The 25,299-nt window shown below is 71.0% G+C and carries 23 protein-coding genes and 1 tRNA gene; 18 read left to right on the top strand and 6 right to left on the bottom strand.

The features are described 5' to 3' along the window. Positions 1–38: 38 nt before the first annotated feature. Positions 39–2,471: an SCO7613 C-terminal domain-containing membrane protein gene (locus AQJ67_RS30755; RefSeq protein ID WP_062722610.1), complete on the bottom strand. Its 2,433-nt coding sequence runs from the start codon at positions 2,469–2,471 to the stop codon at positions 39–41. 101 nt (positions 2,472–2,572) lie between these two features. Here AQJ67_RS30755 and AQJ67_RS30750 point away from each other — a divergent pair, with 101 nt between their 5' ends. Both AQJ67_RS30750 and AQJ67_RS30745 read left to right on the top strand, forming a co-directional pair. Next, positions 2,573–3,031 (top strand): SRPBCC family protein, encoded by a 459-nt coding sequence (locus tag AQJ67_RS30750; RefSeq protein ID WP_062722609.1) that lies wholly within the window; start codon positions 2,573–2,575, stop codon positions 3,029–3,031. Positions 3,032–3,070: 39 nt separating this feature from the next. Further along, positions 3,071–3,142: transfer RNA gene (locus tag AQJ67_RS30745), tRNA-Val, on the top strand. A gap of 110 nt (positions 3,143–3,252) precedes the next feature. Here the strand turns inward: AQJ67_RS30745 and AQJ67_RS30740 are convergent. Next, positions 3,253–3,978 carry a 3'-5' exonuclease gene (locus tag AQJ67_RS30740; protein WP_062722608.1) on the bottom strand — a complete coding sequence of 242 codons (726 nt, stop codon included), beginning with the start codon at positions 3,976–3,978 and terminating at the stop codon, positions 3,253–3,255. Between the two features lie 168 nt (positions 3,979–4,146). Here AQJ67_RS30740 and AQJ67_RS30735 point away from each other — a divergent pair, with 168 nt between their 5' ends. From AQJ67_RS30735 to thrS, 3 genes are all read left to right on the top strand, one after another. Continuing rightward, on the top strand, positions 4,147–4,713 hold the full coding sequence (locus AQJ67_RS30735; RefSeq protein WP_062722607.1) for a DUF4365 domain-containing protein: 567 nt from the start codon (positions 4,147–4,149) through the stop codon (positions 4,711–4,713). Next, on the top strand, positions 4,710–5,936 hold the full coding sequence (locus tag AQJ67_RS30730) for a hypothetical protein (protein WP_062722606.1): 1,227 nt from the start codon (positions 4,710–4,712) through the stop codon (positions 5,934–5,936). Before AQJ67_RS30735 ends, AQJ67_RS30730 begins: the two co-directional genes overlap by 4 nt. Positions 5,937–6,041: 105 nt before the next feature. Then, complete coding sequence (gene thrS, locus AQJ67_RS30725) at positions 6,042–8,018, top strand: threonine--tRNA ligase (RefSeq protein WP_062722605.1); 1,977 nt, start codon at positions 6,042–6,044, stop codon at positions 8,016–8,018. 37 nt (positions 8,019–8,055) lie between these two features. Here thrS and AQJ67_RS30720 read toward each other — a convergent pair whose 3' ends face one another. Beyond that, entirely contained in the window at positions 8,056–8,715 is a 660-nt protein-coding gene (locus AQJ67_RS30720) for a potassium channel family protein (protein ID WP_062722604.1), read from the bottom strand. A 78-nt stretch (positions 8,716–8,793) separates the two neighbouring features. On the opposite strand from AQJ67_RS30720, the gene AQJ67_RS30715 reads away from it, so the two are divergent. Next, entirely contained in the window at positions 8,794–9,342 is a 549-nt protein-coding gene (locus AQJ67_RS30715; RefSeq protein WP_062722603.1) for an HIT family protein, read from the top strand. Between the two features lie 154 nt (positions 9,343–9,496). On the opposite strand, the gene AQJ67_RS30710 is transcribed toward AQJ67_RS30715, so the two are convergent. Together AQJ67_RS30710 and AQJ67_RS30705 are read right to left on the bottom strand one after the other, a co-directional pair. Continuing rightward, a complete protein-coding gene (locus AQJ67_RS30710; protein WP_062722602.1) occupies positions 9,497–11,158 on the bottom strand; it encodes a hypothetical protein in 1,662 nt (553 codons plus the stop codon). A 180-nt stretch (positions 11,159–11,338) separates the two neighbouring features. Continuing rightward, a complete protein-coding gene (locus AQJ67_RS30705; RefSeq protein WP_062722601.1) occupies positions 11,339–13,537 on the bottom strand; it encodes an elongation factor G-like protein EF-G2 in 2,199 nt (732 codons plus the stop codon). A 217-nt stretch (positions 13,538–13,754) separates the two neighbouring features. Between AQJ67_RS30705 and pgsA the strand changes: the two genes are divergently transcribed. The 4 genes from pgsA (at position 13,755) to AQJ67_RS30685 (ending at position 17,338) form a co-directional block, all read left to right on the top strand. Further along, positions 13,755–14,507, top strand: coding sequence for a phosphatidylinositol phosphate synthase (gene pgsA, locus AQJ67_RS30700; protein WP_062722600.1), 753 nt, complete (start codon positions 13,755–13,757; stop codon positions 14,505–14,507). Next, entirely contained in the window at positions 14,504–15,430 is a 927-nt protein-coding gene (locus AQJ67_RS30695) for a phosphatidylinositol mannoside acyltransferase (protein WP_062722599.1), read from the top strand. The genes pgsA and AQJ67_RS30695 overlap by 4 nt, the downstream gene beginning before the upstream one ends. Continuing rightward, the gene (locus AQJ67_RS30690; RefSeq protein WP_062722598.1) at positions 15,427–16,602 is read left to right on the top strand and encodes a glycosyltransferase family 4 protein; all 1,176 of its coding nucleotides are present in this window, start codon (positions 15,427–15,429) and stop codon (positions 16,600–16,602) included. The genes AQJ67_RS30695 and AQJ67_RS30690 overlap by 4 nt, the downstream gene beginning before the upstream one ends. A gap of 193 nt (positions 16,603–16,795) precedes the next feature. Beyond that, positions 16,796–17,338: a LemA family protein gene (locus tag AQJ67_RS30685; protein WP_062722597.1), complete on the top strand. Its 543-nt coding sequence runs from the start codon at positions 16,796–16,798 to the stop codon at positions 17,336–17,338. Here the strand turns inward: AQJ67_RS30685 and AQJ67_RS30680 are convergent. Next, positions 17,335–17,769: a VOC family protein gene (locus AQJ67_RS30680; protein WP_062722596.1), complete on the bottom strand. Its 435-nt coding sequence runs from the start codon at positions 17,767–17,769 to the stop codon at positions 17,335–17,337. The two genes, AQJ67_RS30685 and AQJ67_RS30680, sit on opposite strands and share 4 nt — an antisense overlap. Before the next feature lie 141 nt (positions 17,770–17,910). Here AQJ67_RS30680 and pdxS point away from each other — a divergent pair, with 141 nt between their 5' ends. From pdxS to secD, 8 genes are all read left to right on the top strand, one after another. Continuing rightward, positions 17,911–18,816, top strand: a complete 906-nt coding sequence (gene pdxS / locus AQJ67_RS30675; RefSeq protein ID WP_062154397.1) for a pyridoxal 5'-phosphate synthase lyase subunit PdxS — start codon at positions 17,911–17,913, stop codon at positions 18,814–18,816. A 13-nt stretch (positions 18,817–18,829) separates the two neighbouring features. Continuing rightward, a complete protein-coding gene (gene pdxT / locus AQJ67_RS30670) occupies positions 18,830–19,438 on the top strand; it encodes a pyridoxal 5'-phosphate synthase glutaminase subunit PdxT (protein WP_062722595.1) in 609 nt (202 codons plus the stop codon). Between the two features lie 49 nt (positions 19,439–19,487). Then, positions 19,488–20,240, top strand: a complete 753-nt coding sequence (locus AQJ67_RS30665; protein ID WP_062722594.1) for a YebC/PmpR family DNA-binding transcriptional regulator — start codon at positions 19,488–19,490, stop codon at positions 20,238–20,240. Between the two features lie 204 nt (positions 20,241–20,444). Continuing rightward, the gene (gene ruvC, locus AQJ67_RS30660) at positions 20,445–20,984 is read left to right on the top strand and encodes a crossover junction endodeoxyribonuclease RuvC (protein ID WP_062722593.1); all 540 of its coding nucleotides are present in this window, start codon (positions 20,445–20,447) and stop codon (positions 20,982–20,984) included. Continuing rightward, on the top strand, positions 20,981–21,586 hold the full coding sequence (ruvA, locus tag AQJ67_RS30655; RefSeq protein WP_062722592.1) for a Holliday junction branch migration protein RuvA: 606 nt from the start codon (positions 20,981–20,983) through the stop codon (positions 21,584–21,586). Before ruvC ends, ruvA begins: the two co-directional genes overlap by 4 nt. A gap of 84 nt (positions 21,587–21,670) precedes the next feature. Next, positions 21,671–22,741, top strand: a complete 1,071-nt coding sequence (ruvB, locus tag AQJ67_RS30650) for a Holliday junction branch migration DNA helicase RuvB (RefSeq protein WP_062722591.1) — start codon at positions 21,671–21,673, stop codon at positions 22,739–22,741. Between the two features lie 175 nt (positions 22,742–22,916). Then, a complete protein-coding gene (yajC, locus tag AQJ67_RS30645) occupies positions 22,917–23,411 on the top strand; it encodes a preprotein translocase subunit YajC (protein ID WP_062722590.1) in 495 nt (164 codons plus the stop codon). A gap of 136 nt (positions 23,412–23,547) precedes the next feature. Next, a complete protein-coding gene (gene secD / locus AQJ67_RS30640) occupies positions 23,548–25,299 on the top strand; it encodes a protein translocase subunit SecD (RefSeq protein WP_062722589.1) in 1,752 nt (583 codons plus the stop codon).

Below are 25,299 nucleotides of genomic sequence, written 5' to 3'. Positions count from 1 at the left end.
GCCGGTCGCGCAGTTCCCCACGCCCCTGACGGGGCGCTTCAGCGCATGTTGCCCAAGAAGTCCCGCATCCTTCGGGCGTCCCTGAGGCGTTGCTCGTACGTCGCTCCCAGTGCGAGCAGCAGCAGGCCGGCCAGGGCGGGCGGTGCCCAGCGGGGGAGGGCATCGGTGACCTGGACGAGGTACGGGGCGAGTTCGTGCAGCGCGTCCAGGGCGAGGACCGTGCCGCCGAGGAGCAGCGGGGCCTGCAGGTGGTGGCCGGCGCCCAGGAGGGTGAGGGCAAGGGCGGCGAGGCCCAGCAGCAGGGGGCGCGTCCAGTCCGGGTCGCCCCACGCCGTGACGAGGCTCGGCACGAGCGTGGCGGCGAGACCGGGGCCGTACGCCGTCCAGGACGAGGCCTGCGGGTCGCGGCGCCTGCGCAGGGCGCCGACGAGCAGCGCGGGGACGGAGACCGGCAGGGTGTATGCCTCGGGCGTCCCGATGTCCCAGGCCGCCAGGCGCACCCAGGCGGCCAGCACGAAGAGCGCGGCGGAGACGTGGGCGACGGGGCGGCGGTCGGCGCGGACCGCCGTACCGGCGGTGATCACGCCGCACAGTGCCAGGACCAGGGCGAGCATCGGCAGGTCGGCCGAGGCCGCGGCCAGCGCGACGGCGAGCAGTCCGGCGAGCGCGCCGGTGATCTCCACCGGGATCGTCGTGGGCGAACCCCCGAGGCGTGCCGCGAGCAAGGCCGCCGCCACCGGGACCGTCAGGACCAGCAGGGCGGTGTACTGCGGCTGCCAGTCGGCCGCGGCACCTGTCGCGCAGGCCAATACGGCGGCGTACGCGAGTGCGGTCGGGGCCGTGACCGGGGCGAGGTGCGGCCTCCAGGAGGCGGCGGCGAACAGTGCGGTGAGCGTGGACAGCACGGCGAGGGTCGCGGGCTCACCGGTCAGGGAGAGCAAGGCGAGGGTGAGGGAGGTGAGGACGGCGAGGGTCGTGGCGGTCGGGCGCGGGCTGGGGAAGCCGAGGGCCGGGGCCGGCTGAGGGGGCGGGGTCGCCTCGGGGCGCTCGGACGGGCGTGTCCACGCGGCTGCCGCGAGCGCGCCGGCCGTGGTGAGGCCGAGGGCCACCAGGCCTGCCACGTAAGGGACTTCGAGCACCGACGGAAGCGTCAGCGCCGTCGCCCACGCCAGCACCAGCACACCGTTCAGGGCACGAGGCCGCCAGACGGTGTCCCGTACCGCGAGGGCCAGCACCATGGCGACGACGGCCAGGACGACGGGCACCGTTTCCGCGTGGGGCGGCCACGGCATGGACACCGTCACGGCCGCACGCACGTCACCCGGCGCCCCGGACCACACCTGATCCGCCCACGCGAGCGGACCCAGCAGCGTGACGCCCACCAGGGGCAGCGTCCAGAGCAGGGCGAGCGCCTGTACGGCGACGGAGGCGCGGGTCAGCCCGAGCCGTACCGTCTGCGGCAGCCGGCCCAGCCGTACCGTCGCCAACAGGGCGATCCCGCAGGCCAGATACGCCGGAACCGTCCACGCGTCCGGCAGCACGGAGCGGGCCGTGCCCCCGGTCGCGGCGACCGCGAGCAGGCCGGCGGTCACGGTGAGCCCCGCCGCCTGCTTCTCGGCGACCTGCTGCCACGCAGCCGTCAGCGCGATGCCGGCGGCGAGGAGGAGGAGCGCCGCCGCACGGGCGGCGGCGCTCGGGCCGGTGGCCGTCCAGGACAGCCAGCCGGCGGCACACACGCCCCACGCGCCCATGCCGTACGCACCGGTCATCGCGGTGATCCGTACGGACTTCGCGGGCACCCGGAGCGCCACAACCGTGTCGAACCCGGCCGTCACCAGCACGGCCGCGGCGATCCCGTACAGACCGGCGTCGGCGGCCACCGCCCAGAGCGTCAGGGGAAGTTGGGCGGCGATCAGGGCGGCGGGTAGGGGCAGACGAAGCGTGGAGGTGCGCGGCAGCAAGGCGTACGCCGTCCACAGGGCCGCCAGCGCGGCGGAAGCGGCCGCGACGTAACCCGTGGCGTCCACGTCGGTCAGCGCGACCTCGTGCAGGGCGTACGCGTCGAGCACGGTCAGCGCGAGCCCGAGGCCCGCCACCGACTCGGCCGTCGACCGCAGCCCGCGCTTCAACAGCTGCACCGGCGCGGCCAGCACCGCCACCGTGATCCCGCCGAGCACCAGGGCCCGCCCGGTGATCCCCATGTGGCCCCAGCTGACCAGCGTGAACGCCATCGCGGCGATGGTGAGCAGGACACCGCCGAGCAGCAGCAGCACGTTCTGGACCCGGGGCGCCGAGGTCTCGGGGTGCCGGGTTGCGACGGGCGTCGGAGCCGAGGCCGGCATGGCCGCCGCGTGCAGGGCCGTGACCAGCCAGGCGCGGCGGTGCAGCAACTGGGCCCGACGGGCGTCCAGTTGGCGCAGCTCGTGGTCGAGGAGCCGCAACTCCTCGGCCGGTGGCGGAATGTGCGTCATGCCTGGAGTGTGGCCCGCGTCACGCCGCAGGGCATGAGTGCGGGTACTCAGAACGTACTCAGATACGGGGGAAACCCGCTGCACAGGGGCAGACTCGTGCCATGGACTGGAGCCACTACCGCTTCCGCAGCCTGTGGGCCCTGCCCGCCCCGCCCGCCACCGTCTACGACCTGCTGGCCGAGGCCGAGGACTACCCGCGCTGGTGGCCACAGGTGCGCGAGGTCGACCGGATCGACGACACCAGTGGCGTGATCACGATCCGCTCCGTCCTGCCGTACGACATGACCTTCACGGCGCGTGAGGTGCGACGGGACCGCGCGGCCGGGGTCCTGGAGATCGCCATGTCCGGAGACATCGAGGGCTGGGCACGCTGGACGATCACCCCGCACGGCTCCGGCACTCTCGCCCGCTACGACCAGGTCGTCGACGTGAACAAGCCGCTGCTGAGACGGCTCGCGGTGCCGGGACGACCCCTCTTCCGGGCCAACCACCGGCTGATGATGCGCGCCGGACGGCGGGGGCTCCTTGCCCACCTCGCCGGTCGGCGGGAAGCGGTTTGAAGGAAGCGCGCCGGGACCTGTATTGTTCAGTCCGTTCCCGGGCGATTAGCTCAGTGGGAGAGCGCTTCGTTCACACCGAAGAGGTCACTGGTTCGAACCCAGTATCGCCCACCGGGAAAGGCCGGTCCGCCACAGCGGACCGGCTTTTTTGCTGCCCTGTTCTTGCTGCCCGGTTTCGCTCCCCGGTTCTTTGTCGCTCGGCTTCCGCCGTTCCGGACCGCCTAGGCGGCCGCCGGCAGATCCGGGCGCAGTGGCCACGCCGGGTCCACCGCCTCGTCGCTGCCGCTGCGGGCGAACCACGCCTGGAGCCCGCGTGCCTGCGCCGCGTGCCACACCGCCTGCAACGTGTGCAGCTCGGCCGGTGACAGACGCTCCAGCCGGGCCGCGAAACGACGCCCCACCGCCCGGACGACCTCCAGCGACGCCAGCGCGTCGGCCGCCGCGTCGTGCGCTCCGTCCAGCGTGACGTCGTAGTGCGCGCACAGGTCCGTCAGGGTGCGGCGGCCCTTGCGGTAGCGGTCCAGGTGTTTGTCCAGGACCCGTGGGTCGAGCACCAACAGGGGCGTCGCATCGAACCAGTGGTCCAGGGACGAGGCGCGGTGGCGGCGCAACTCGCGGTCGAGCAGCGTCAGATCGAACGGCGCGTTCATCACCACCACCGGCCGTCCCCGGGCCGCCTGCTCCGCCAGCTCGCCGGCTATCTCGTGCACCACCGGCGCGGGCCAACGGCCGTTGCGCTGAAGATGCTCCTCCGTCAGTCCGTGCACCGCCGTCGCCGCCTCCGGCACCGGCACGCCCGGGTTCACCAGCCACCGGGTCACCCTCGGCCGGGTCCCCGGGGCGTCCTGTACGACGACGGCCGCCGAAACGATCCGGTCGGTCTCGACGTCCACGCCTGTCGTCTCCGTGTCGAATGCCGCCAGCGGGCCCTCATACCAGCACGCCATAACTACACAACCCCTCGTTCACCCACGGCAGCTGACGTTCCGTCTTCTGCCCGTTTGGTGATACCCGGGCCGTTTGCGGTGTACGCCGGAAGGACACAACAGGAGTGCGGGTCTTTGCAGTTCAGCGGCCCGGTACGGGGAATCACTTTGCTTGGAAGGCTGTTCGCCATGGCGATAGCGCAGCCCGAGCGGGGCGGGCTGCTGCCCGAACGAACGGGCCCCCATCGCGGTTCACTCGCCACTACCGCCTGCATGGAGACACTGCAGGTGGGCTATCTGCACGCCGTAGCGGCGGCGTCCGGATGCTCGCTGTCCCAGCCGTTTCCGGACAACGGCATCGACTGGCACGTCAGCCACAGCGCGCCCGGTCACACCGTCGACGACGAGGTGACCATCAAGGTGCAGCTCAAGGCCACCTACCAGCTCGCACCGAACCCCCCGGGCCGCTTCTTCTCCTTCACGCTCGACAACGACCACCTGGCGAAACTCGCCCGCACGCCGGTCTCGGTGCACAAGATCCTCGTCGTGATGATCGTCCCGCGCTCGCAGGAACAGTGGCTGCGGGCCGGCCACGACCGGCTCGACCTGCGGCACTGCTGCTACTGGGTCAACCTCGCCGGGCACGCGATCACCGGCCGGCGCCGCACCACCGTGCGCATACCGACCTCACGCATCTTCGACGACCGGGCGCTCTGCGAGATCATGACGCGGGTCGGGACCGGAGGCAGACCATGACGCACCGCCCGCTGGAGGAACCCCTGCGCCCAGTGCGGCCGCACCCGGTCGACGTGTCCTGGGACCGTCCCCCCGACCCCGGCGACGTCGACCCCGCCGTGCTCAGCGCCCTGCTGCACCGGCACGGCTGGCAGCGGCGCGGGGGAGCGGCGGGGCGCTACGGCCGCTGGACCCCGCCCGGTCCGGGCGGCAACGGCACCAGCCTGCTCGTCCCCGAGTCCCGCGCCTTCCCCGACAGCGACGACCTGCTCGGCGAGGCGCTGATCGCCCTCGCCCGCAGCGGCATGCCCTCCGCCCGTGAGGTGCTGGTCGGGCTCGCCGTGCCCAGCGACGAGATCCGCTGGTGGCGGGACACGCCCAGCGGACCGGCCGGCGCCGCGCCCTGGACCGTCGAGGAGGAACTGCGCACCGGCGCCCGCCAGATGCTCCTCGCCGCGGCGCTCGCCACGCGCGCGCGTGCCGGCTACTACGGCGCCCGGCACCGCCGCGCCGCCGCCGCGATGCTGGAGAGCGTCCTCGTCGGCTCCGGGGCCGGCGGCCGCCACCTCGCCGCCTTCGTACCCGTCGGCACGGGACGCCCCCTCGCCGTGCGCCTCCACCAAGCCCTGTACGCCGCCCGCGAGGCCATCGACTACCAGCGGGCCACCGGCGGCATGGACGCCTTCGACGGCGCCGTCGAGGCGGGCGTCAGCCGCGAGCTCACCGAAGCACTGGTGGCGTTGGTGCGCGGTACGGAAGGCGCGCGCATCGCCGTCGAGTGGGCTCCTGCGGCCGGAGTGCCCGAGGACTGCGCGAGCGCCGTCGAACCCGTCGAGTTCTCGCCGGGCGACCTGCCCGTATTGCGCGAGGCCGCCGCCCGCTATCTGCGCGAGGAGCCCTCCGTACCGGTCAGGATCACGGGCACGGTCGTGCGGATGCGCAGGTCCGGGCCGCGCGGGGAGGGCACCGTACGGCTGCGTGTCCTCGCGGGCGCGGAGATCCCGCACGTCCGGCTCACCCTGGACGAGGAGTCGTACCGCATCGCGGGGCACGCCCACCTCGTCGGACTGCCGGTGCGGGTCCACGGACGACTGGAGAGCCGGGGCGGCTTCCGCAAGGTCACCGGGGCGTCCGGGGTCGTACCGGTGCAGGTGGACGAAGCTGAGCGGGATCGGCTGATGAAGTCGCTGCAGGAGGATCTGGACTTCTTCGAGGGGGCTTGTGGCGGGGAGGAGGGGGACTGACAGCAACTGTTTCGCGGAGGGTGTGCTGCGCTCGGTAGGATCCTTAGGCATTGCAGTGCCATGCCGTACGCGGTAGTGCGGCCCACCTTCAGTCAGGAGAGACCGGTGTCAGACGTCCGTGTGATCATCCAACGCGATTCCGAGCGGGAAGAGCGCGTGGTGACGACGGGCACTACGGCCGCCGACCTCTTCGCCGGCGAGCGCTCGATCATCGCCGCGCGCGTGGGCGGCGAGCTCAGGGATCTGTCGTACGTGCTCGCCGACGGCGAGGAGGTCGAGGGCGTCGAGATCTCCTCCGAGGACGGCCTGAACATCCTCCGCCACTCCACCGCACACGTCATGGCGCAGGCCGTGCAGGAGCTCTTCCCCGAGGCCAAGCTGGGCATCGGTCCGCCCGTCAGGGACGGCTTCTACTACGACTTCGACGTCGAGAAGCCGTTCACGCCCGAGGATCTCAAGGCCATCGAGAAGAAGATGCAGGAGATCCAGAAGCGGGGGCAGCGCTTCTCCCGTCGTGTCGTGACCGACGACGCCGCCCGCGAGGAGCTCGCCGCCGAGCCCTACAAGCTGGAGCTGATCGGCCTCAAGGGCTCCGCCTCGTCCGACGACGGCGCGGACGTCGAGGTCGGCGCCGGTGAGCTGACGATCTACGACAACCTGGACGCCAAGAGCGGCGAGCTGTGCTGGAAGGACCTCTGCCGGGGCCCCCACCTGCCGACCACTCGCAACATCCCGGCGTTCAAGCTGATGCGCAACGCCGCCGCGTACTGGCGCGGCAGCGAGAAGAACCCGATGCTCCAGCGCATCTACGGCACCGCCTGGCCGTCCAAGGACGAGCTGAAGGCACACCTCGACTTCCTCGCCGAGGCCGAGAAGCGCGACCACCGCAAGCTGGGCAACGAGCTGGACCTGTTCTCCATCCCGGAGCAGATCGGCTCCGGCCTCGCGGTCTTCCACCCCAAGGGCGGCATCGTCCGCCGCGTGATGGAGGACTACTCGCGCCGCCGCCACGAGGAAGAGGGCTACGAGTTCGTCTACACCCCGCACGCGACGAAGGGGAAGCTCTTCGAGACGTCCGGTCACCTGGACTGGTACGCCGAGGGCATGTACCCGCCCATGCAGCTCGACGAGGGCGTGGACTACTACCTCAAGCCCATGAACTGCCCGATGCACAACCTGATCTTCGACGCGCGCGGCCGTTCCTACCGCGAACTGCCGCTGCGCCTCTTCGAGTTCGGGACCGTGTACCGGTACGAGAAGTCGGGCGTCGTGCACGGCCTCACGCGTGCGCGTGGCTTCACCCAGGACGACGCGCACATCTACTGCACGCGCGAGCAGATGTCGGAGGAGCTCGACAAGACGCTCACCTTCGTCCTCGGACTCCTGCGCGACTACGGTCTGACCGACTTCTACCTGGAGCTGTCCACCAAGGACCCGGAGAAGTTCGTCGGCTCGGACGAGGTCTGGGAGGAGGCGACGGAGACGCTGCGCGAGGTCGCCGAGAAGCAGGGGCTGCCGCTGGTCCCGGACCCGGGCGGCGCCGCGTTCTACGGTCCGAAGATCTCCGTCCAGGCCAAGGACGCCATCGGCCGGACCTGGCAGATGTCGACCATCCAGCTCGACTTCAACCTGCCGGAGCGCTTCGACCTGGAGTACACCTCGGCGGACGGCTCCAAGCAGCGCCCGGTCATGATCCACCGCGCGCTGTTCGGCTCGATCGAGCGGTTCTTCGCGGTGCTGCTCGAGCACTACGCGGGTGCCTTCCCGGCGTGGCTGGCCCCGGTCCAGGCGCTCGGCATCCCGATCGGTGACGGGCACGTGGACTACCTGGAGAAGTTCGCGGCGGCCGCGAAGAAGAAGGGCCTGCGGGTCGAGGTGGACTCCTCCTCCGACCGTATGCAGAAGAAGATCCGCAACGCCCAGAAGCAGAAGGTGCCCTTCATGGTCATCGCGGGCGACGAGGACATGGCGAACAACGCCGTCTCCTTCCGCTACCGCGACGGCTCGCAGGAGAACGGCATCCCGTTCGACGAGGCCATCGCGAAGATCGCGCAGGTCGTCGAGGAGCGGACGCAGGTCTGATCCGGCAGCAGGCACCTGTGGAGGGCCCCCGGGGAGTTCAGCTCCCCGGGGGCCCTTCGTCCTCCTCGCGGGAGAAGGCCTGCAGCAGCCACGAGGCGAAGGTGCCGGTCACGGCCCCGAGCAGGCCCAGTCCCACGGCCATGATCCCTACGGCGATCAGCCGCCCGCGAACCGTGACGGGCGTGAAGTCGCCGTAGCCGACCGTGGCGAGCGTCGAGCACGTCCACCACAGGGCGTCCCCGAAGGTCCGCATGGTCGCGCCCGGCGCCCCGCGCTCCTGGTGGTAGACCGAGAGGGCACCCGTGAAGCCGAGGAGGACGGTGGACAGACCGGCGTAGACGATCACGCGCGCTTGCACGGTGAGCCAGGGCCGTCCGTGCCGGCGCTGGACGGTGTCGTACGTCTTCACGATCTGCAGCGGCCGCAGCAGCGGCAGGAACAGCACCACCGTGTCCAGCGGGTGCCGCCGGACGAAGCCCCAGCGCTGCCCGCTGAGCAGCCAGCGCACGGCGTAGTCGACACCGAACAACGCCCAGGCCGTGAAGGTCAGGGCCAGGCAGAGGTCGAGCACGGCGTCCGTGAGATGACCATGGCCCAGGACACGGATCGCGTACGAGGCGAGGAAGACCAGGGACGCCACACCGAGAGGGATCTCGGTGCGCTGCTGCCAGCGTGCCAAGCGGCTGTCGTCGTCCACCGGCCAAGCTTGGCTCGGGCCGACCGGGTGCGAGCCCCGGCGACACGCCGCGAACGGACGAAGCCATATGCTGCACGCATGACGAGTGAGCCGGAGCAGCAGTGGGGAGTGGGGATCCAGGACGCGTTCCAGCGTCTGTGGACGCCCCATCGGATGGCCTACATCCAGGGTGAGAACAAGCCGACCGGTCCCGGAGCGGACGACGGCTGCCCCTTCTGCTCGATCCCGGCCAAGTCCGACGAGGACGGGCTGATCGTCAAGCGCGGCGAGCAGGTGTACGCGGTCCTCAACCTGTACCCGTACAACGGCGGCCACCTGATGGTCGTGCCCTACCGTCACGTCGCCGACTACACCGACCTCACCGAGCCGGAGACCGTCGAGCTCGCCGCCCTGACCAAGCAGGCGATGACGGCCCTGCGCACCGCCTCCGGCGCCCACGGCTTCAACATCGGCATGAACCAGGGCACGGTCGCCGGCGCCGGCATCGCGGCCCACCTGCACCAGCACATCGTCCCGCGCTGGGGCGGCGACACGAACTTCATGCCGGTGGTGGGCCACACGCGGGTGCTGCCGCAGCTGCTGGCGGACACCAGGAAGATGCTGGCGGAAGCCTGGCCGACGGCTTGATGCGACCCATCAGCCCGTCCGGCGTTTGAGGACGAGGCCCGAAGGGCCGACAGCGGGGGTCTGGGGGCGCAGCCCCCAGGGACGGCCACCCAGACCCACCTCACTCAAACCTGCCCCACCCAGACCCACCCCACCCGGCTGAACCGCCGGAGGCCTACGCGTCGTAGACGTCCGCCTTCCGAGGCGACGGATCCTGCACAGCCGTACTCAGGAACGACGACCGCGTACCGAACTTCTCCGTGTCCACGCCGTTCTCCGCCAGCACCTTGATCGCCGAGGCATGCACCACCCGCAGCACCGGGGCGGCCGCGCGCAGCGCGTCGTCGGCCATGAACCGGTGCCGCCACGGCTGATCCGCCCAAGCATGCCGCAGCCCGAACGGCTCGGGCAGTCCTATGGTCCCGCCGAGCCAGTTGAGCAGCGGGGGATACCAGGAGATCGGGGCGCGGACCGCCAGCCGTACCACCTCGTCGGTGTTGACCAGCGGAAGCTTCACCTTGCGGGTCTCCCACGGCTTGAACGACTTGGCGACCTCCTTGGTCGGCGCCTCCGGCTTCTGCTGGAAGAGCCCGTTCACGGGTCCGAGGGCGTGTCCGGTCACCTCGATGCGCAGTGTCTCGTGCAGCACGGTCACCGTGATCAGCATCGTGATGATCAACTGGCCGTCCCACAGCGTCCACTGGACGCCCAGGTAGTGCCGGTCACCGCTGCCGAACTGCTGCTTGTTGCAGATGTCCTGTATGGCGTGCGACTTGACCTGGTACGCCTCGACGTCCGTGCCCTCCGGCCGGGAGACGGCCTTGGCGCCCTCGGCGATCGGCGTGACGACCCAGTGCCGTATCGAGGGCTTCGGGAAACCGCCGGTGTTCAGCGGGCCGCGCTCCAGCATGCGCAGCTGGTCGTGGATCGAGCGGATCACGTCCCAGCTGCGGAACGGGTGGATCTCCCGGGTGGGATCGGCGGGCACCAGGTCCTCCGCCAGCTGCCAGCTGCCCCAGCGCGTGCCCATGCCGAGTATCCCCTTGGGGCCGGCGTAGAACACGGAGTTGGACTGCTGCTCGGCGCTCAACTTGGCCAGGGACTGGCGCAGTTGCTCGGCCTGGGTCTCGGTGGGGCTGGTCGGCACCGCCTCCGGCACCTTCGCGCCGACGCTGCTGCCGGCCAGCAGGCTGTCCCAGCGCTCCCGCAGATCCCTCGCCGTGCGCTCGCAGACCTGCTTGGCCCAGAACCAGCCGACCACCGGCATCAGGACCGAGGCCCGCGCATACCAGCCCCAGAAGCCGCTGAACGGCATACGCAGCAGGAACAGCACGGCGAGCGCGCCCGCCGCGACCAGCAGTACGGAGGCCAGGGCGCCGCCGCGCTTGTCGTCCCGCTTGACGATGGTGGTGCGCAGCGTGAAGACCAGCAGCCAGACCAGCAGTCCGGGCAGGAACAGCACACCGCAGATCACCATGATGGCGCTCAGCATCCGGTCGCGGGCCTTGCGGATGTTGTTCGCGGCCAGACAGTGCTCGACGACGACCTGCGGCTCGGTGCCGAAGGACTGGATCAGGGGCTTGCGGCCGCTGCCGAGCATGCGGTCGACCACGGCCCGGGAGAAGGCCTCACCCAGGTTGGGCCGGAAGATCTTCGCCCAGCTGCGGCCCGCCTTGACGTCGGTCTGGTGCCATTCGTTGTCGGCCTTCTTGATGTCCTCGAACGCATTGTCCCGGTAGGCCGCCGAGGCCAGCGCGAACGTCGCCGTCTGACCCTCTCCGGCCGTGCGCGGTACCTGCGGACCGAAGATGTCCGCGTAACCGCTCTCAACGGTCATTCCCGCCCCCGATCGCCGCACTGTCGCTTCTGCGGCCTTCCCGACTTCCGTGCTGCGCACACCTGTTGATCAATGATTCAGAGTATCCCCCGCCACTGACAATCGTCGGCGGACGGCCAATGCCGCCCGCCGACGCGGAGAGGAGCGTTCCGCAGGCCACCTGGTGGCGCCCGGCGCCAACTACGAGGCTTCGCGCGCCTCTTCACGAATCCTTTCCGCGATCTGCGCCGGCATCGGTTCGTGCCGGGCGTACGAACGGTTGAAGCGTGCCGTGCCGTGCGACAGGGACCGCAGATCGACGGCGTACCGCCCGATCTCGATCTCGGGCACCTCGGCCTTGATGAGCGTGCGCCCGCCGCTGGTCTGCTCGGTGCCGAGGACGCGGCCGCGCCGCCCGGACAGGTCGCTCATCACGGCGCCCACGTAGTCGTCGCCGACGAGGACGGACACCTCGGCCACCGGCTCCAGCAGATGGATCCTCGTGTCGGCCGCCGCCTCGCGCAGCGCGAGCGCGCCGGCCGTCTGGAAGGCGGCGTCGGAGGAGTCCACCGAGTGCGCCTTGCCGTCGCGCAGCGTGACCCGGACGTCGACCAGCGGATGGCCGGCCGCGACCCCCTTGGCGGCCTGGGCCCGGACGCCCTTCTCCACGGACGGGATGAACTGCCGCGGCACCGCGCCGCCGACGACCTTGTCCACGAACTCGATGCCCGAACCGCCCGGCAGCGGTTCCACCTCGATCTCGCAGATCGCGTACTGCCCGTGGCCGCCGGACTGCTTCACATGCCGCCCGCGGCCCGCCGACTTGTTCGCGAACGTCTCCCGCAGCGAGACCCTGTGCGGCACGACGTCGACCTGGACGCCGTAGCGGCTGCGCAGCCGTTCGAGGGCGACGTCCGCGTGCGCCTCGCCCAGACACCACAGCACCACCTGGTGGGTGGCCTGGTTCTGTTCCAGCCGCATCGTCGGGTCCTCGGCGACCAGCCGGGACAGGCCCAGCGACAGCTTGTCCTCGTCCGCCTTGCTGTGCGCCTGGATGGCGAGCGGCAGCAGGGGGTCGGGCATCTGCCAGGGCTCCATCAGCAGCGGGTCGTCCTTCGCCGAGAGCGTGTCGCCGGTCTCCGCGCGGCTCAGCTTCGCCACGCACGCGAGGTCACCGGCGATGCAGTGGCTGAGCGTGCGCTGCTGTTTGCCGAAGGGCGCCGAGAGGGCGCCGATCCGCTCGTCGACGTCGTGGTCCTCGTGCCCCCGGTCCTCCAGGCCGTGCCCGGAGACGTGCACCGTCTCGTCGGGGCGCAGGGTTCCGGAGAAGACACGGACCAGCGAGACCCGGCCGACGTACGGGTCGGACGCGGTCTTCACGACTTCAGCGACCAGCGGTCCGTCCGGGTCGCACAGCCTCAGCTCGCGCGGTTTGCCGTCGACCGTGGTGACCGAGGGCGCCGCGCGCTCCAGCGGCGTCGGGAACCCGCGCGTGATCAGCTCCAGCAGCTCGACCGTGCCGAGCCCCTGCCGGGCTCCGTCGGTGGCGGGGGCGGCGGCCAGGACGGGGTGGAAGACGCCCCGCGCGACCGCCCGCTCCAGGTCCTCGATCAGCGTCTTGACGTCGATCTGTTCGCCGCCGAGATACCGGTCCATCAGGGTCTCGTCCTCCGACTCGGAGATGATCCCCTCGATCAGCCGGTTGCGGGCCTCCTCGATCTGCGGCAGCTGCTCCTCGCCGGGATCGGCCTCCTTGCGCTCCCCGGAGGCGTAGTCGAACAGCTGCTGCGACAGCAGCCCGATCAGCCCGGTCACGGGCGCGTGCCCGTCTGGTGCCTGCGGGCCGTGCAGCGGCAGATACAACGGGATCACGGCGTCCGGGTCGTCCCCGCCGAAGGCCTCCGCGCAGATCCGCGTCATCTCCTCGTAGTCGGCCCGAGCCGACTCCAGGTGTGTGACGACGATCGCGCGCGGCATGCCGACGGCCGCGCACTCCTCCCACACCATGCGGGTCGAGCCGTCCACGCCGTCCGAGGCCGAGACGACGAAAAGGGCCGCGTCCGCCGCTCGCAGACCGGCCCTGAGTTCCCCGACGAAGTCGGCGTATCCGGGGGTGTCCAGAAGGTTGACCTTGATGCCGTCCCATTCGACCGGCACCAGGGAGAGCTGCACCGAACGATGCTGCCGGTGCTCGATCTCGTCGTAGTCCGAGACGGTGCCGCCGTCCTCCACACGGCCCGCCCGGTTCACCGCCCCCGCCGTCAGCGCGAGGGCTTCCACCAACGTGGTCTTGCCCGATCCGGAGTGGCCGACCAGCACCACATTCCGTACGGACGCGGGGTGGTCGGCCGCCGTAGCCCTGCCGGCGGCTCCGGGGTGTGCGTTCGCCTTGTCGCCCATGATCCTGCCTCCCGTGCACGGTGAGGTCACTGTGGGCGCGGACATACGGATCCGCGTGCGATGGCGGCTCCGATGACGCCCGCGGTCCTTCGAGCTTTCCACTCCCGTCACGGTGCGTCCATACGGCGGACGTGATCGCGCCGCCCGGCACCGTGGACCGGGCCGCTCACGCCGGGTACGAGTGCCCGGCGGCCGCCCGCACGCGCGCGTGGCTACGATGGGCCAGCCGGTGGCCAGCAGGGGCCGCCCGGCCACACCGACCCTCGGGAAGGCCATGCTGAACAAGTACGCGCGTGCATTCTTCACGCGTGTCCTCACACCGTTCGCCGCGTTTCTGATCCGGCGGGGCGTCAGCCCCGACACGGTCACGCTCATCGGCACGGCCGGTGTGGTCGCGGGCGCGCTGGTCTTCTACCCCATGGGCGAGTTCTTCTGGGGCACGGTCGTGATCACGCTCTTCGTGTTCTCCGACCTCGTCGACGGCAACATGGCCCGCCAGCTCGGCCGCTCCAGCCGCTGGGGCGCCTTCCTGGACTCCACGCTCGACCGCGTCGCCGACGGCGCGATCTTCGGCGGCTTCATCCTCTGGTACGCCGGTGGCGGCGACGACCTCGTGCTGTGCGCCGTCTCGATCTTCTGCCTGGCCAGCGGCCAGGTGGTGTCGTACACCAAGGCCCGCGGCGAGTCGATCGGCCTGCCCGTCGCCGTCAACGGCCTCGTGGAGCGCGCCGAGCGCCTGGTGATCTCGCTGGTCGCGGCCGGTTTCGCGGGCCTGCACAAGTTCGGCGTACCCGGTATCCAGTACCTGCTGCCCGTCGCCCTGTGGATCGTCGCCGTCGGCAGCCTCGTCACGCTGATCCAGCGGGTCGTCACGGTCCGCCGTGAGTCCGCGGAGGCGGAGGCGGAGGCCGCGGCGGCCGCGAAAGACAAGCCGCAGAGCGCCTCTCAAGGGAGCGAGGCCGCCAAGTGAGTGCCCAGGACCGCCTCACGGACGCGCTGTACGGCCTCGGCTGGGGCACCGTCAAGAAGCTCCCCGAGCCCGTCGCCGTACGGCTCGGCCGCACCATCGCCGACCTCGCCTGGAAGCAGCGCGGCAAGGGCGTGCGGCGGCTGGAGAGCAACTACGCGCGCGTGGTGCCGGGCGCGAGCCCGGAGCGCCTGGCCGAGCTCTCGCGCGCGGGCATGCGCTCGTACCTGCGCTACTGGATGGAGTCCTTCCGCCTGCCCGCCTGGAGCGCCGAACGAGTCAAGGGCGGCTTCGACGTCAAGGATGTCCACTACCTGACCGACGGCCTGGCCGCGGGCAAGGGCGTGATACTCGCGCTGCCGCACCTGGCCAACTGGGACCTCGCCGGCGCCTGGGTCACCACCGAGCTGGAGACGCCGTTCACGACGGTCGCCGAACGCCTCAAGCCCGAGACGCTCTACGACCGCTTCGTCGCCTACCGCGAGGGCCTCGGCATGGAGGTCCTGCCGCACAGCGGCGGCACCGCCTTCGGCACCCTGGCCCGCAGGCTGCGCGACGGCGGCCTGGTCTGCCTGGTGTCGGACCGCGACCTGTCCGCGTCCGGCGTCGAGGTCGAGTTCTTCGGGGACACGGCCCGGATGCCCGCCGGCCCGGCGCTGCTGGCCCAGCAGACCGGGGCGCTTCTGCTGCCGGTCACGCTCTGGTACGACGACTCCCCGGTCATGCAGGGCCGTGTCCACCCCCCGATCGAGGTACCGGAGACAGGCGCCCGGGCCGAGAAGACGTCTGTCATGACACAGGCGCTGGCCGATGCCTTCGCCACGGGGATCGCCGAACATCCGGAGGACTGGCACATGCTCCAGCGCTTGTGGCTCGCCGACCTGGAACCACGACCGGGTGACGGCTCGGACGGAGAGCGTCCGTGAAGATCGGCATCGTCTGCCCGTACTCCTGGGACGTCCCAGGAGGTGTCCAGTTCCACATCCGCGACCTCGCCGACTACTTCATCCGCCTCGGCCACGAGGTGTCCGTGCTGGCCCCGGCCGACGACGACACCCCGCTCCCGCCGTACGTGGTCTCCGCCGGCCGCGCCGTCCCGGTCCCGTACAACGGCTCGGTCGCCCGCCTGAACTTCGGCTTCCTCTCGGCCGCCCGGGTGCGCCGCTGGCTGCACGAGGGCGAGTTCGACGTCATCCACATCCACGAGCCCGCCTCGCCGTCCCTGGGCCTGCTGACCTGCTGGGCGGCCCAGGGCCCGATCGTGGCGACCTTCCACACGTCGAACCCGCGTTCCCGGGCGATGATCGCCGCCTACGCCATCCTCCAGGCGGCCCTGGAGAAGATCAGCGCCCGCATCGCCGTGAGCGAGTACGCCCGCCGCACCCTGGTGGAACACCTCGGCGGCGACGCGGTGGTCATCCCCAACGGCGTCGACGTCGACTTCTTCGCCAAGGCCGAGCCCAACCCCGACTGGCAGGGCGACACGATCGGCTTCATGGGCCGCATCGACGAGCCCCGCAAGGGCCTGCCGGTCCTGATGAAGGCCCTGCCGAAGATCCTCGCCGCCCGCCCGCAGACCAGGCTCCTGGTGGCCGGACGCGGCGACGAGGAGGAGGCGGTCGAGTCCCTGCCCGCCGAACTGCGCTCCCGCGTCGAGTTCCTCGGCATGATCAGCGACGAGGACAAGGCCCGCTTCCTGCGCAGCGTCGACCTGTACCTCGCCCCCAACACCGGCGGCGAGAGCTTCGGGATCATCCTGGTCGAGGCGATGTCGGCCGGCGCCCCGGTCCTCGCCTCCGACCTGGACGCCTTCGCCCAGGTCCTCGACCAGGGCGCGGCGGGCGAACTCTTCGCCAACGAGGACGCCGACGCCCTCGCCGAGGCGGCGGTACGCCTCATGGAGGACCCGGCCCGCCGGGCCGAGCTGCGGGAGCGGGGGAGCGCGCATGTGCGCCGCTTCGACTGGTCGACCGTCGGTGCGGACATCCTGTCGGTCTACGAGACGGTGACGGCGGGCGCGGCGGCGGTGGCGGCGGACGAGCGGACCGGGGGCGGCGGGAGCGGGCTGCGGGCACGGTTGGGTCTGGCGCGCGACTGAGGCTTTTCAGCCCGTCCGACGTTTGAGGACGAGCCGCATCTTCAGCCCGTCCGGCGTTTGAGGACGAGGCCCGAAGGGCCGACAGCGGGGGTCTGGGGGCGGCAGCCCCCAGTGACGGCCACACCAACACCCCCGCACGAACGCCAACCCCCGCGCGACAAACGGCTCACCCCGCGGAGCGTAGGGTGCCGCCGTGACCGCAACTCTCATCTGGATCCTCGTCGCCCTCGTCGCGATCGGCCTCTACCTGAGCTGGACCGCAGGCCGTCTGGACCGGCTGCACGCCAGGATCGACGCGGCACGCGCCGCGCTCGACGCCCAGCTGCTGCGCCGCGCCTCCGTGGCCCAGGAACTGGCCACCTCCGGCGTCCTGGATCCGGCAGCGTCGATCGTCCTGTACGAGGCGGCCCACGCCGCGCGGCAGGCCGAGGAGGAACAGCGGGAGGTCGCCGAGAGCGAGCTGAGCCAGGCGCTGCGGGCGGTGTTCGCGGAGCCCCAGCAGGTGGAGGCCGTACGGGAGGCTCCCGGCGGCGAGGAGGCGGCCCGCGAGCTGACCGAGGCGGTGCGCCGGGTACCGATGGCCCGCCGCTTCCACAACGACGCCGTACGGGCCGCCCGGGCCCTGCGCCGGCACCGCAAGGTCCGCTGGTTCCGCCTCGCGGGCCACGCTCCGTTCCCGCTGGCCTTCGAGATGGACGACGAGCCCCCGGTGGCCCTCGCCGACCGGGCGGCCTAGGACGTGCCGAAGTCGGGGAGGATGAGCGCCCCGTCGGCGGCGAGCGCGAAGCCGGGGTTGTGCGCGATCTCCCAGGCATGGCCGTCCGGGTCGGCGAAGCACCCCGAGTAGAAGCCGACGGCATTGGTGGCCGCGGCCTTGGTGACGGTCGCTCCGGCCCCTTCCGCGGCCGTCAGCAGGGCGTCGACCTCGGCGTCGGACGCCACGTTGTGGGCCAGGGCGATGCCACCGAAGCCGGCCCCCGTGCCGTCCGTCAGCCCGCAGTCCCGCGCGAGCTTGTCGCGGCCCCACAGAACCAGGGCCAGGCCGCCCGCCTGGAAGAAGACGGTCTCCTCGACCTCCTGCCCCCGCCAGCCCAGGGCCTCGTAGAAGGCACGCGAGCGCGCCACATCGGAAACTCCCAGCGTGACCAGACTGATGCGCTGTTCCATGCCAGGACACTAACGCCGCTCGGGGTCCCGGGCTCGGGCAAAACGATCCACCGCCTCACCATTGGCCCTTGAAGTGGCCCGCACCCCTCGCGTTTCCTCGATGCTTGCAGTAGCCCCCTTTTCCACCGAGCGAGGTCACCCGTGTCCATCTCCGAAAACCAGGCCCCCGAGACCGGCACCGCGCGCGTGAAGCGCGGCATGGCCGAGCAGCTCAAGGGCGGCGTGATCATGGACGTCGTCACGCCGGAGCAGGCGAAGATCGCCGAGGACGCGGGCGCCGTCGCCGTCATGGCCCTGGAGCGGGTTCCCGCCGACATCCGCAAGGACGGCGGCGTGGCCCGGATGTCCGACCCGGACATGATCGAGGGCATCATCGACGCCGTTTCCATCCCGGTCATGGCCAAGTCCCGCATCGGCCACTTCGTCGAGGCCCAGGTCCTGCAGTCCCTCGGCGTCGACTACATCGACGAGTCCGAGGTCCTCACCCCGGCCGACGAGGTCAACCACTCCGACAAGTGGGCCTTCACCACCCCGTTCGTCTGTGGCGCCACCAACCTGGGCGAGGCCCTGCGCCGCATCGCCGAGGGCGCCGCGATGATCCGCTCGAAGGGCGAGGCCGGCACCGGCAACGTCGTCGAGGCCGTCCGCCACCTGCGCCAGATCAAGAACGAGATCGCCAAGCTGCGCGGCTTCGACAACAACGAGCTGTACGCCGCCGCCAAGGAGCTGCGCGCCCCGTACGAGCTGGTCAAGGAAGTCTCCGAGCTCGGCAAGCTCCCGGTCGTGCTGTTCTCCGCCGGCGGCGTCGCCACCCCCGCCGACGCAGCGCTGATGCGCCAGCTCGGGGCCGAGGGCGTCTTCGTCGGCTCCGGCATCTTCAAGTCCGGCGACCCCGCCAAGCGCGCCGCCGCCATCGTGAAGGCCACCACCTTCTACGACGACCCGAAGATCATCGCGGACGCCTCCCGCAACCTGGGCGAGGCCATGGTCGGCATCAACTGCGACACCCTCCCCGAGGCCGAGCGCTACGCCAACCGCGGCTGGTAAGGCACTGCATCCCATGAGCAACACCCCCGTCATAGGCGTCCTGGCCCTCCAGGGCGACGTACGGGAGCACCTCATCGCCCTGGCCGCGGCCGACGCCGTGGCCAGGCCGGTGCGGCGCCCCGAAGAACTCGCCGAGGTCGACGGGCTCGTCATCCCCGGCGGCGAGTCCACGACCATCTCCAAGCTCGCCGTTCTCTTCGGCGTGATGGAGCCCCTACGCGCGCGCGTGCGGGACGGCATGCCCGTCTACGGCACCTGCGCCGGCATGATCATGCTCGCCGACAAGATCCTCGACCCGCGTTCGGGCCAGGAGACGATCGGCGGCATCGACATGATCGTGCGCCGCAACGCCTTCGGACGTCAGAACGAGTCCTTCGAAGCGGCGGTCGACGTGAAGGGCGTCACGGGCGATCCTGTGGAGGGCGTCTTCATCCGCGCCCCCTGGGTCGAGTCCGTCGGCGCCGAGGCCGAGGTCCTCGCCGAGCACGACGGCCACATCGTCGCGGTCCGCCAGGGCAACGCACTGGCCACGTCGTTCCACCCGGAACTGACCGGCGACCACCGTGTGCACGGCCTGTTCGTCGACATGGTGCACGCGAACCGGACGGCGGAGTCCTTGTAGGATCTCTGGCGTTCGTTGTTTGGATGGGTTACGCGAAGGAGACAGGCAGATGTCCGGCCACTCTAAATGGGCTACGACGAAGCACAAGAAGGCCGTGATCGACGCCAAGCGCGGCAAGCTCTTCGCGAAGCTGATCAAGAACATCGAGGTCGCGGCCCGCATGGGCGGCGTGGACATCGACGGCAATCCGACGCTCTACGACGCCATCCAGAAGGCCAAGAAGCAGTCGGTCCCGAACAAGAACATCGACTCCGCGGTCAAGCGCGGCGGTGGCCTCGAGGCCGGTGGCGCCGACTACGAGACGATCATGTACGAGGGCTACGGCCCGAACGGCGTCGCCGTGCTCATCGAGTGCCTCACCGACAACCGCAACCGCGCCGCCTCCGACGTCCGCGTCGCCATGACCCGCAACGGCGGCAACATGGCCGACCCGGGCTCGGTGTCGTACATGTTCAGCCGCAAGGGCGTCGTCATCGTTCCCAAGGGCGAGCTGTCCGAGGACGACGTCCTCGGCGCCGTCCTGGACGCCGGCGCCGAGGAGGTCAACGACCTCGGTGAGTCCTTCGAGGTCATCAGCGAGGCCACCGACCTGGTCGCGGTCCGCACCGCCCTCCAGGAAGCCGGCATCGACTACGACTCCGCCGACTCCAGCTTCGTGCCGTCCGTCCAGGTCGAGCTCGACGAGGAGGGCGCCAAGAAGATCTTCAAGCTGATCGACGCGCTCGAGGACAGCGACGACGTGCAGAACGTCTTCGCCAACTTCGACGTCAGCGACGAGATCATGGAGAAGGTCGACGCGTAGCGCTGCCGCGAGCTGAGCGGTTTCGGCGGGCCGGTGGGACACATCCCACCGGCCCGCCGCTCTTGTCAGTGGCAGCGGATAGCCTGGCGGGAGTCAAAGATCGCCGTCCACGGGCCGCAACCATCAATTGAGGAACCCCGACGGTGCTCAGCCAGGTCCGCGAGAGCGGCGGTGGTTCAGCCGCAAAGAGGGGAGGGGCGCGGGGTGCGCGTACTGGGGGTCGACCCGGGGCTGACCCGATGCGGTGTCGGCGTGGTGGAAGGCGTCGCCGGGCGCCAGCTCACCATGCTCGGTGTCGGTGTCGTACGGACGCCCGCGGACGCCGAGTTGGGGCAGCGCCTCGTCGCCGTCGAGCAGGGCATCGAGCAGTGGCTGGACGAGTACCGGCCCGAATTCGTCGCCGTGGAGCGGGTGTTCAGCCAGCACAACGTCCGTACGGTGATGGGCACCGCCCAGGCCAGCGCCGTCACCATGCTCTGTGCCGCCCGCCGCGGCATCCCCGTCGCCCTGCACACGCCCAGCGAGGTCAAGGCCGCCGTCACCGGCAGCGGCCGCGCCGACAAGGCCCAGGTCGGCGCCATGGTCACCCGCCTGCTGCGGCTCAGCGCCCCGCCCAAACCGGCCGACGCCGCCGACGCCCTCGCGCTCGCCATCTGCCACATCTGGCGCGCCCCCGCGCAGAACCGACTCCAGCAGGCCGTCGCCCTGCACACCGCCAAAGCACCGAAAGGCCGTACGGCATGATCGCCTTCGTCAGCGGCACAGTGGCCGCACTCGCTCCGGACGCCGCGGTCGTCGAGGTGGGCGGGGTCGGCATGGCCGTCCAGTGCACCCCGAACACGCTGTCCACCCTGCGCCTGGGCCAGCCCGCCAAGCTGCACACCTCGCTGGTGGTCCGCGAGGACTCCCTCACGCTGTACGGCTTCGCGGACGACGACGAACGCCAGACGTTCGAGCTGCTCCAGACCGCGAGCGGCGTCGGCCCGCGCCTGGCTCAGGCGATGCTGGCCGTGCACTCGCCCGACGCACTGCGCCGAGCCGTCGCGACCGCCGACGAGAAGTCGCTCACCGCCGTCCCCGGTATCGGCAAGAAGGGCGCCCAGAAGCTGCTCCTGGAGCTGAAGGACCGCCTCGGCGAGCCCATCGGCGCGCCCGCCGTCGGCGCACCGGTCACCCAGGGCTGGCGCGACCAGCTGCACGCCGCCCTGATCGGCCTCGGGTACGCGACCCGCGAGGCCGACGAGGCGGTCGCCGCCGTGGCCCCGCAGGCCGAGGCGACGGAGGGCACGCCCCAGGTCGGACAGCTGCTGAGGGCGGCCCTTCAGACTCTCAACAGAGCACGCTGACCGACAGACCCGACGCCATGGGCGTACGACACACCCCGTCCGCCCAGCCCGTACGACACCCACCGCGACCCCGAGGCACACTCCATGAACTGGGACGACACGACCGACACCCCCGCCCCCGAGCGGCTGGTGGGCTCTGTCGCCGACCGTGAGGACCAGGCCGTCGAGGCCGCGCTGCGCCCCAAGGACCTGGACGAGTTCATCGGCCAGGAGAAGGTCCGCGAACAGCTCGACCTCGTCCTGCGCGCCGCACGCGCGCGCGGCGCCACCGCCGACCATGTGCTGCTCTCCGGCGCCCCCGGCCTCGGCAAAACCACCCTGTCGATGATCATCGCCGCCGAGATGGGCGCCCCCATCCGCATCACCTCCGGCCCCGCCATCCAGCACGCGGGCGACCTCGCAGCGATCCTCTCCTCCCTCCAGGAGGGCGAGGTCCTCTTCCTCGACGAGATCCACCGCATGTCCCGGCCCGCCGAGGAGATGCTGTACATGGCGATGGAGGACTTCCGCGTCGACGTGATCGTCGGCAAGGGCCCGGGCGCCACCGCCATCCCGCTCGAACTGCCCCCGTTCACCCTGGTCGGCGCCACCACGCGCGCGGGCCTGCTGCCGCCCCCGCTGCGCGACCGCTTCGGCTTCACCGCGCACATGGAGTTCTACGAGCCCGCCGAGCTGGAGCGCGTCATCCACCGCTCGGCCAGTCTGCTCGACGTCGAGATCGAGGCCGACGGCGCCGCCGAGATCGCCGGCCGCTCCCGCGGCACGCCCCGTATCGCCAACCGCCTGCTGCGCCGGGTCCGGGACTACGCCCAGGTCAAGGCGGACGGGCTCATCACCAGGGACATCGCCGCGGCCGCCCTCGCCGTCTACGAGGTCGACGCCCGCGGACTCGACCGCCTGGACCGCGGCGTCCTGGAGGCGCTGCTGAAGCTGTTCGGCGGCGGCCCGGTCGGACTGTCCACGCTCGCGGTCGCGGTGGGGGAGGAGCGTGAGACCGTGGAGGAGGTCGCCGAACCCTTCCTCGTACGGGAGGGCCTGCTCGCCCGTACGCCGCGCGGCCGGGTCGCCACGCCCGCCGCCTGGGCACACCTGGGCCTGACCCCGCCACGCTCGCAAGCTGCGGGAAACGGACAACAGAACCTGTTCGGGACGTGACGGCCCGGTCACGGCGAGCACACTGGCCGGAGCAGGAACCCCGGTGCCATGCTGAGCGTTGTTCCCTGCGCGGAGACTCGCTTAGACTCCGCCGATGCCGCCTATGTCGGCGGCACACATACCCCCAACCATCAGGCCGCTCACCATCGCGGTCGTGTGAAGGAAGTTCCGACCCGTGAGTCTCGTGACCCTCCTCCCGTTCATCGTGCTCATCGGGGCCATGTTCCTGATGACCCGGTCGGCCAAGAAGAAGCAGCAGCAGGCCGCCGACATGCGGAACCAGATGCAGCCCGGATCCGGTGTCCGCACCATCGGGGGCATGTACGCCACGGTCAAGGAGGTCAGCGACGACACCGTCCTCGTTGACGCCGGCCCGGGCGTGGAGCTCCTCTTCGCCAAGAACGCGATCGGTGCCGTCCTCTCCGACGACGAGTACAACCGCATCGTGCACGGCATCGAGCACGACCTGAAGTCCGACGTCGTCCCGGACGACGCCTCCTCCCTCACCGAGACCGACGAGCCCGCCGCTGCCGCCGACTCCGACGAGAAGCCCGTCGACCTCGGTAAGAAGGACGAGGACAAGGCCGAGGAGTCCGCCGACGCCGTGTCCGCCGAGGCGAAGACGGACGACGAGCCGAAGAAGACCGACGGCGACTCCGACGCGAAGTAGCCATGCTCCGGGGCGCGCGGGCGGGACACGCCTGCGCGCCCCCGGGCATGCTGAGCTCGCACGGGATCCCGACACCATGTCATGGCCGCCCGCCCGTTGACCCGGAGCGAGGCGGCCCGAGAGGGAGTACGAGAAGGTGGCAGCACCTAAGAAGGGCCGCAGCGCGGGTGCCCAGAGCAAGCCAGGGCGCTCGCTGGCCCTCATCCTGATCGCCATCGCGGCGCTCACCGGAGGGATGTTCGCCTCGGGGCACACCAAGCCGCGACTCGGCATCGACCTGGCCGGCGGTACGAGCATCACGCTTCGCGCGGTGGCCGAGCCCGGCCAGGAATCCGCGATCAACAAGACCAACATGGACACCGCGGTCGAGATCATGGAGCGCCGTGTCAATGGTCTGGGTGTCTCGGAGTCCGAGGTACAGACCCAGGGCGACGAGAACATCATCGTCAACATCCCCAAGGGCACGAACTCCAAGGAAGCCCGGGACCAGGTCGGCACCACCGCGAAGCTCTACTTCCGCCCGGTCCTGACCACCGAGATCTCCGGCGCCGACGCGGCCGCCACGCCCACGCCGAGCGCCTCCAGCAGCGCGTCGGGCGACTCCACCGACAAGGCGACCTCCTCCGCGTCCCCCTCCGGCTCCACCAGCCCGTCGCCGAGCTCCACCACCCAGGGCCGCGCGGTCACCGACGCCCTGAAGGCCGACCCGACGCCGTCGACGAGCGCCTCCTCCAGCGCCTCCCCGTCCGCGAGCAGCAGCGCCTCCGGCGACCAGGCGACCAGCGCCCTCGAAGCGCAGTACGCCAAGCTGGACTGCACCAAGGAAGCCGTCCGCGCCAAGGCCGGTGACGGCGCCAAGCCGACCGACCCCACCGTCGCCTGCGGCCAGAACTCCTCGGGCCAGTGGCAGAAGTACATCCTCGGCCCCGCCGAGGTCGACGGCACGGACGTCGACGAGGCCCAGGCCGTGTGGAACGCGCAGAACGCCGCCGGCTGGACCGTGACCATGAAGTTCACGGGCTCGGGCGGCAAGAAGTTCGCCAACATCACCGGCAAGCTCGCCAAGAACCAGCCGCCGCAGAACCAGTTCGCCATCGTCCTGGACGGCGAGGTCGTCTCCGACCCGTCCGTCAGCGAGGCCCTGACCGGCGGCAACGCCGAGATCTCCGGCAACTTCACGCAGCAGTCGGCCGAGAGCCTCGCCAACATGCTGTCCTACGGCGCCCTGCCGCTGACCTTCCAGGAGGACAGCGTCACCACGGTGACCGCCGCGCTCGGCGGTGAGCAGCTGAAGGCCGGTCTGATCGCCGGTGCGATCGGCCTCGCCCTGGTCGTGATCTACCTGCTGGTCTACTACCGCGGTCTGTCGATCATCGCCATCCTGTCGCTGCTGGTCTCCGCCGCCCTGACCTACACGATCATGTCGCTGCTCGGCCCGACCATCGGCTTCGCGCTGAACCTGCCGGCCGTCTGCGGCGCCATCGTCGCCATCGGCATCACAGCGGACTCATTCATCGTGTACTTCGAACGCGTCCGTGACGAGATCCGCGAGGGCCGCTCGCTGCGCCCCGCCGTCGAGCGGGCCTGGCCGCGCGCCCGGCGCACCATCCTGGTCTCGGACTTCGTGTCCTTCCTCGCCGCCGCGGTGCTCTTCATCGTCACCGTCGGCAAGGTCCAGGGCTTCGCGTTCACGCTCGGCCTGACCACCCTGCTCGACGTGGTCGTCGTGTTCCTGTTCACCAAGCCGCTGCTGACGCTCCTGGCCCGCAGCAAGTTCTTCGGCAGCGGACACAGCTGGTCCGGCCTCGATCCCAAGCGACTCGGTGCCCAGCCGCCGCTGCGCCGCACCCGACGTCCCTCCGCCCCCGTCGAGACGAAGGAGGCGTGA

The organism is Streptomyces caeruleatus (assembly GCF_001514235.1).
Lineage (GTDB): Bacteria > Actinomycetota > Actinomycetes > Streptomycetales > Streptomycetaceae > Streptomyces > Streptomyces caeruleatus.
This window is presented reverse-complemented; position numbering and strand designations above follow the sequence as displayed.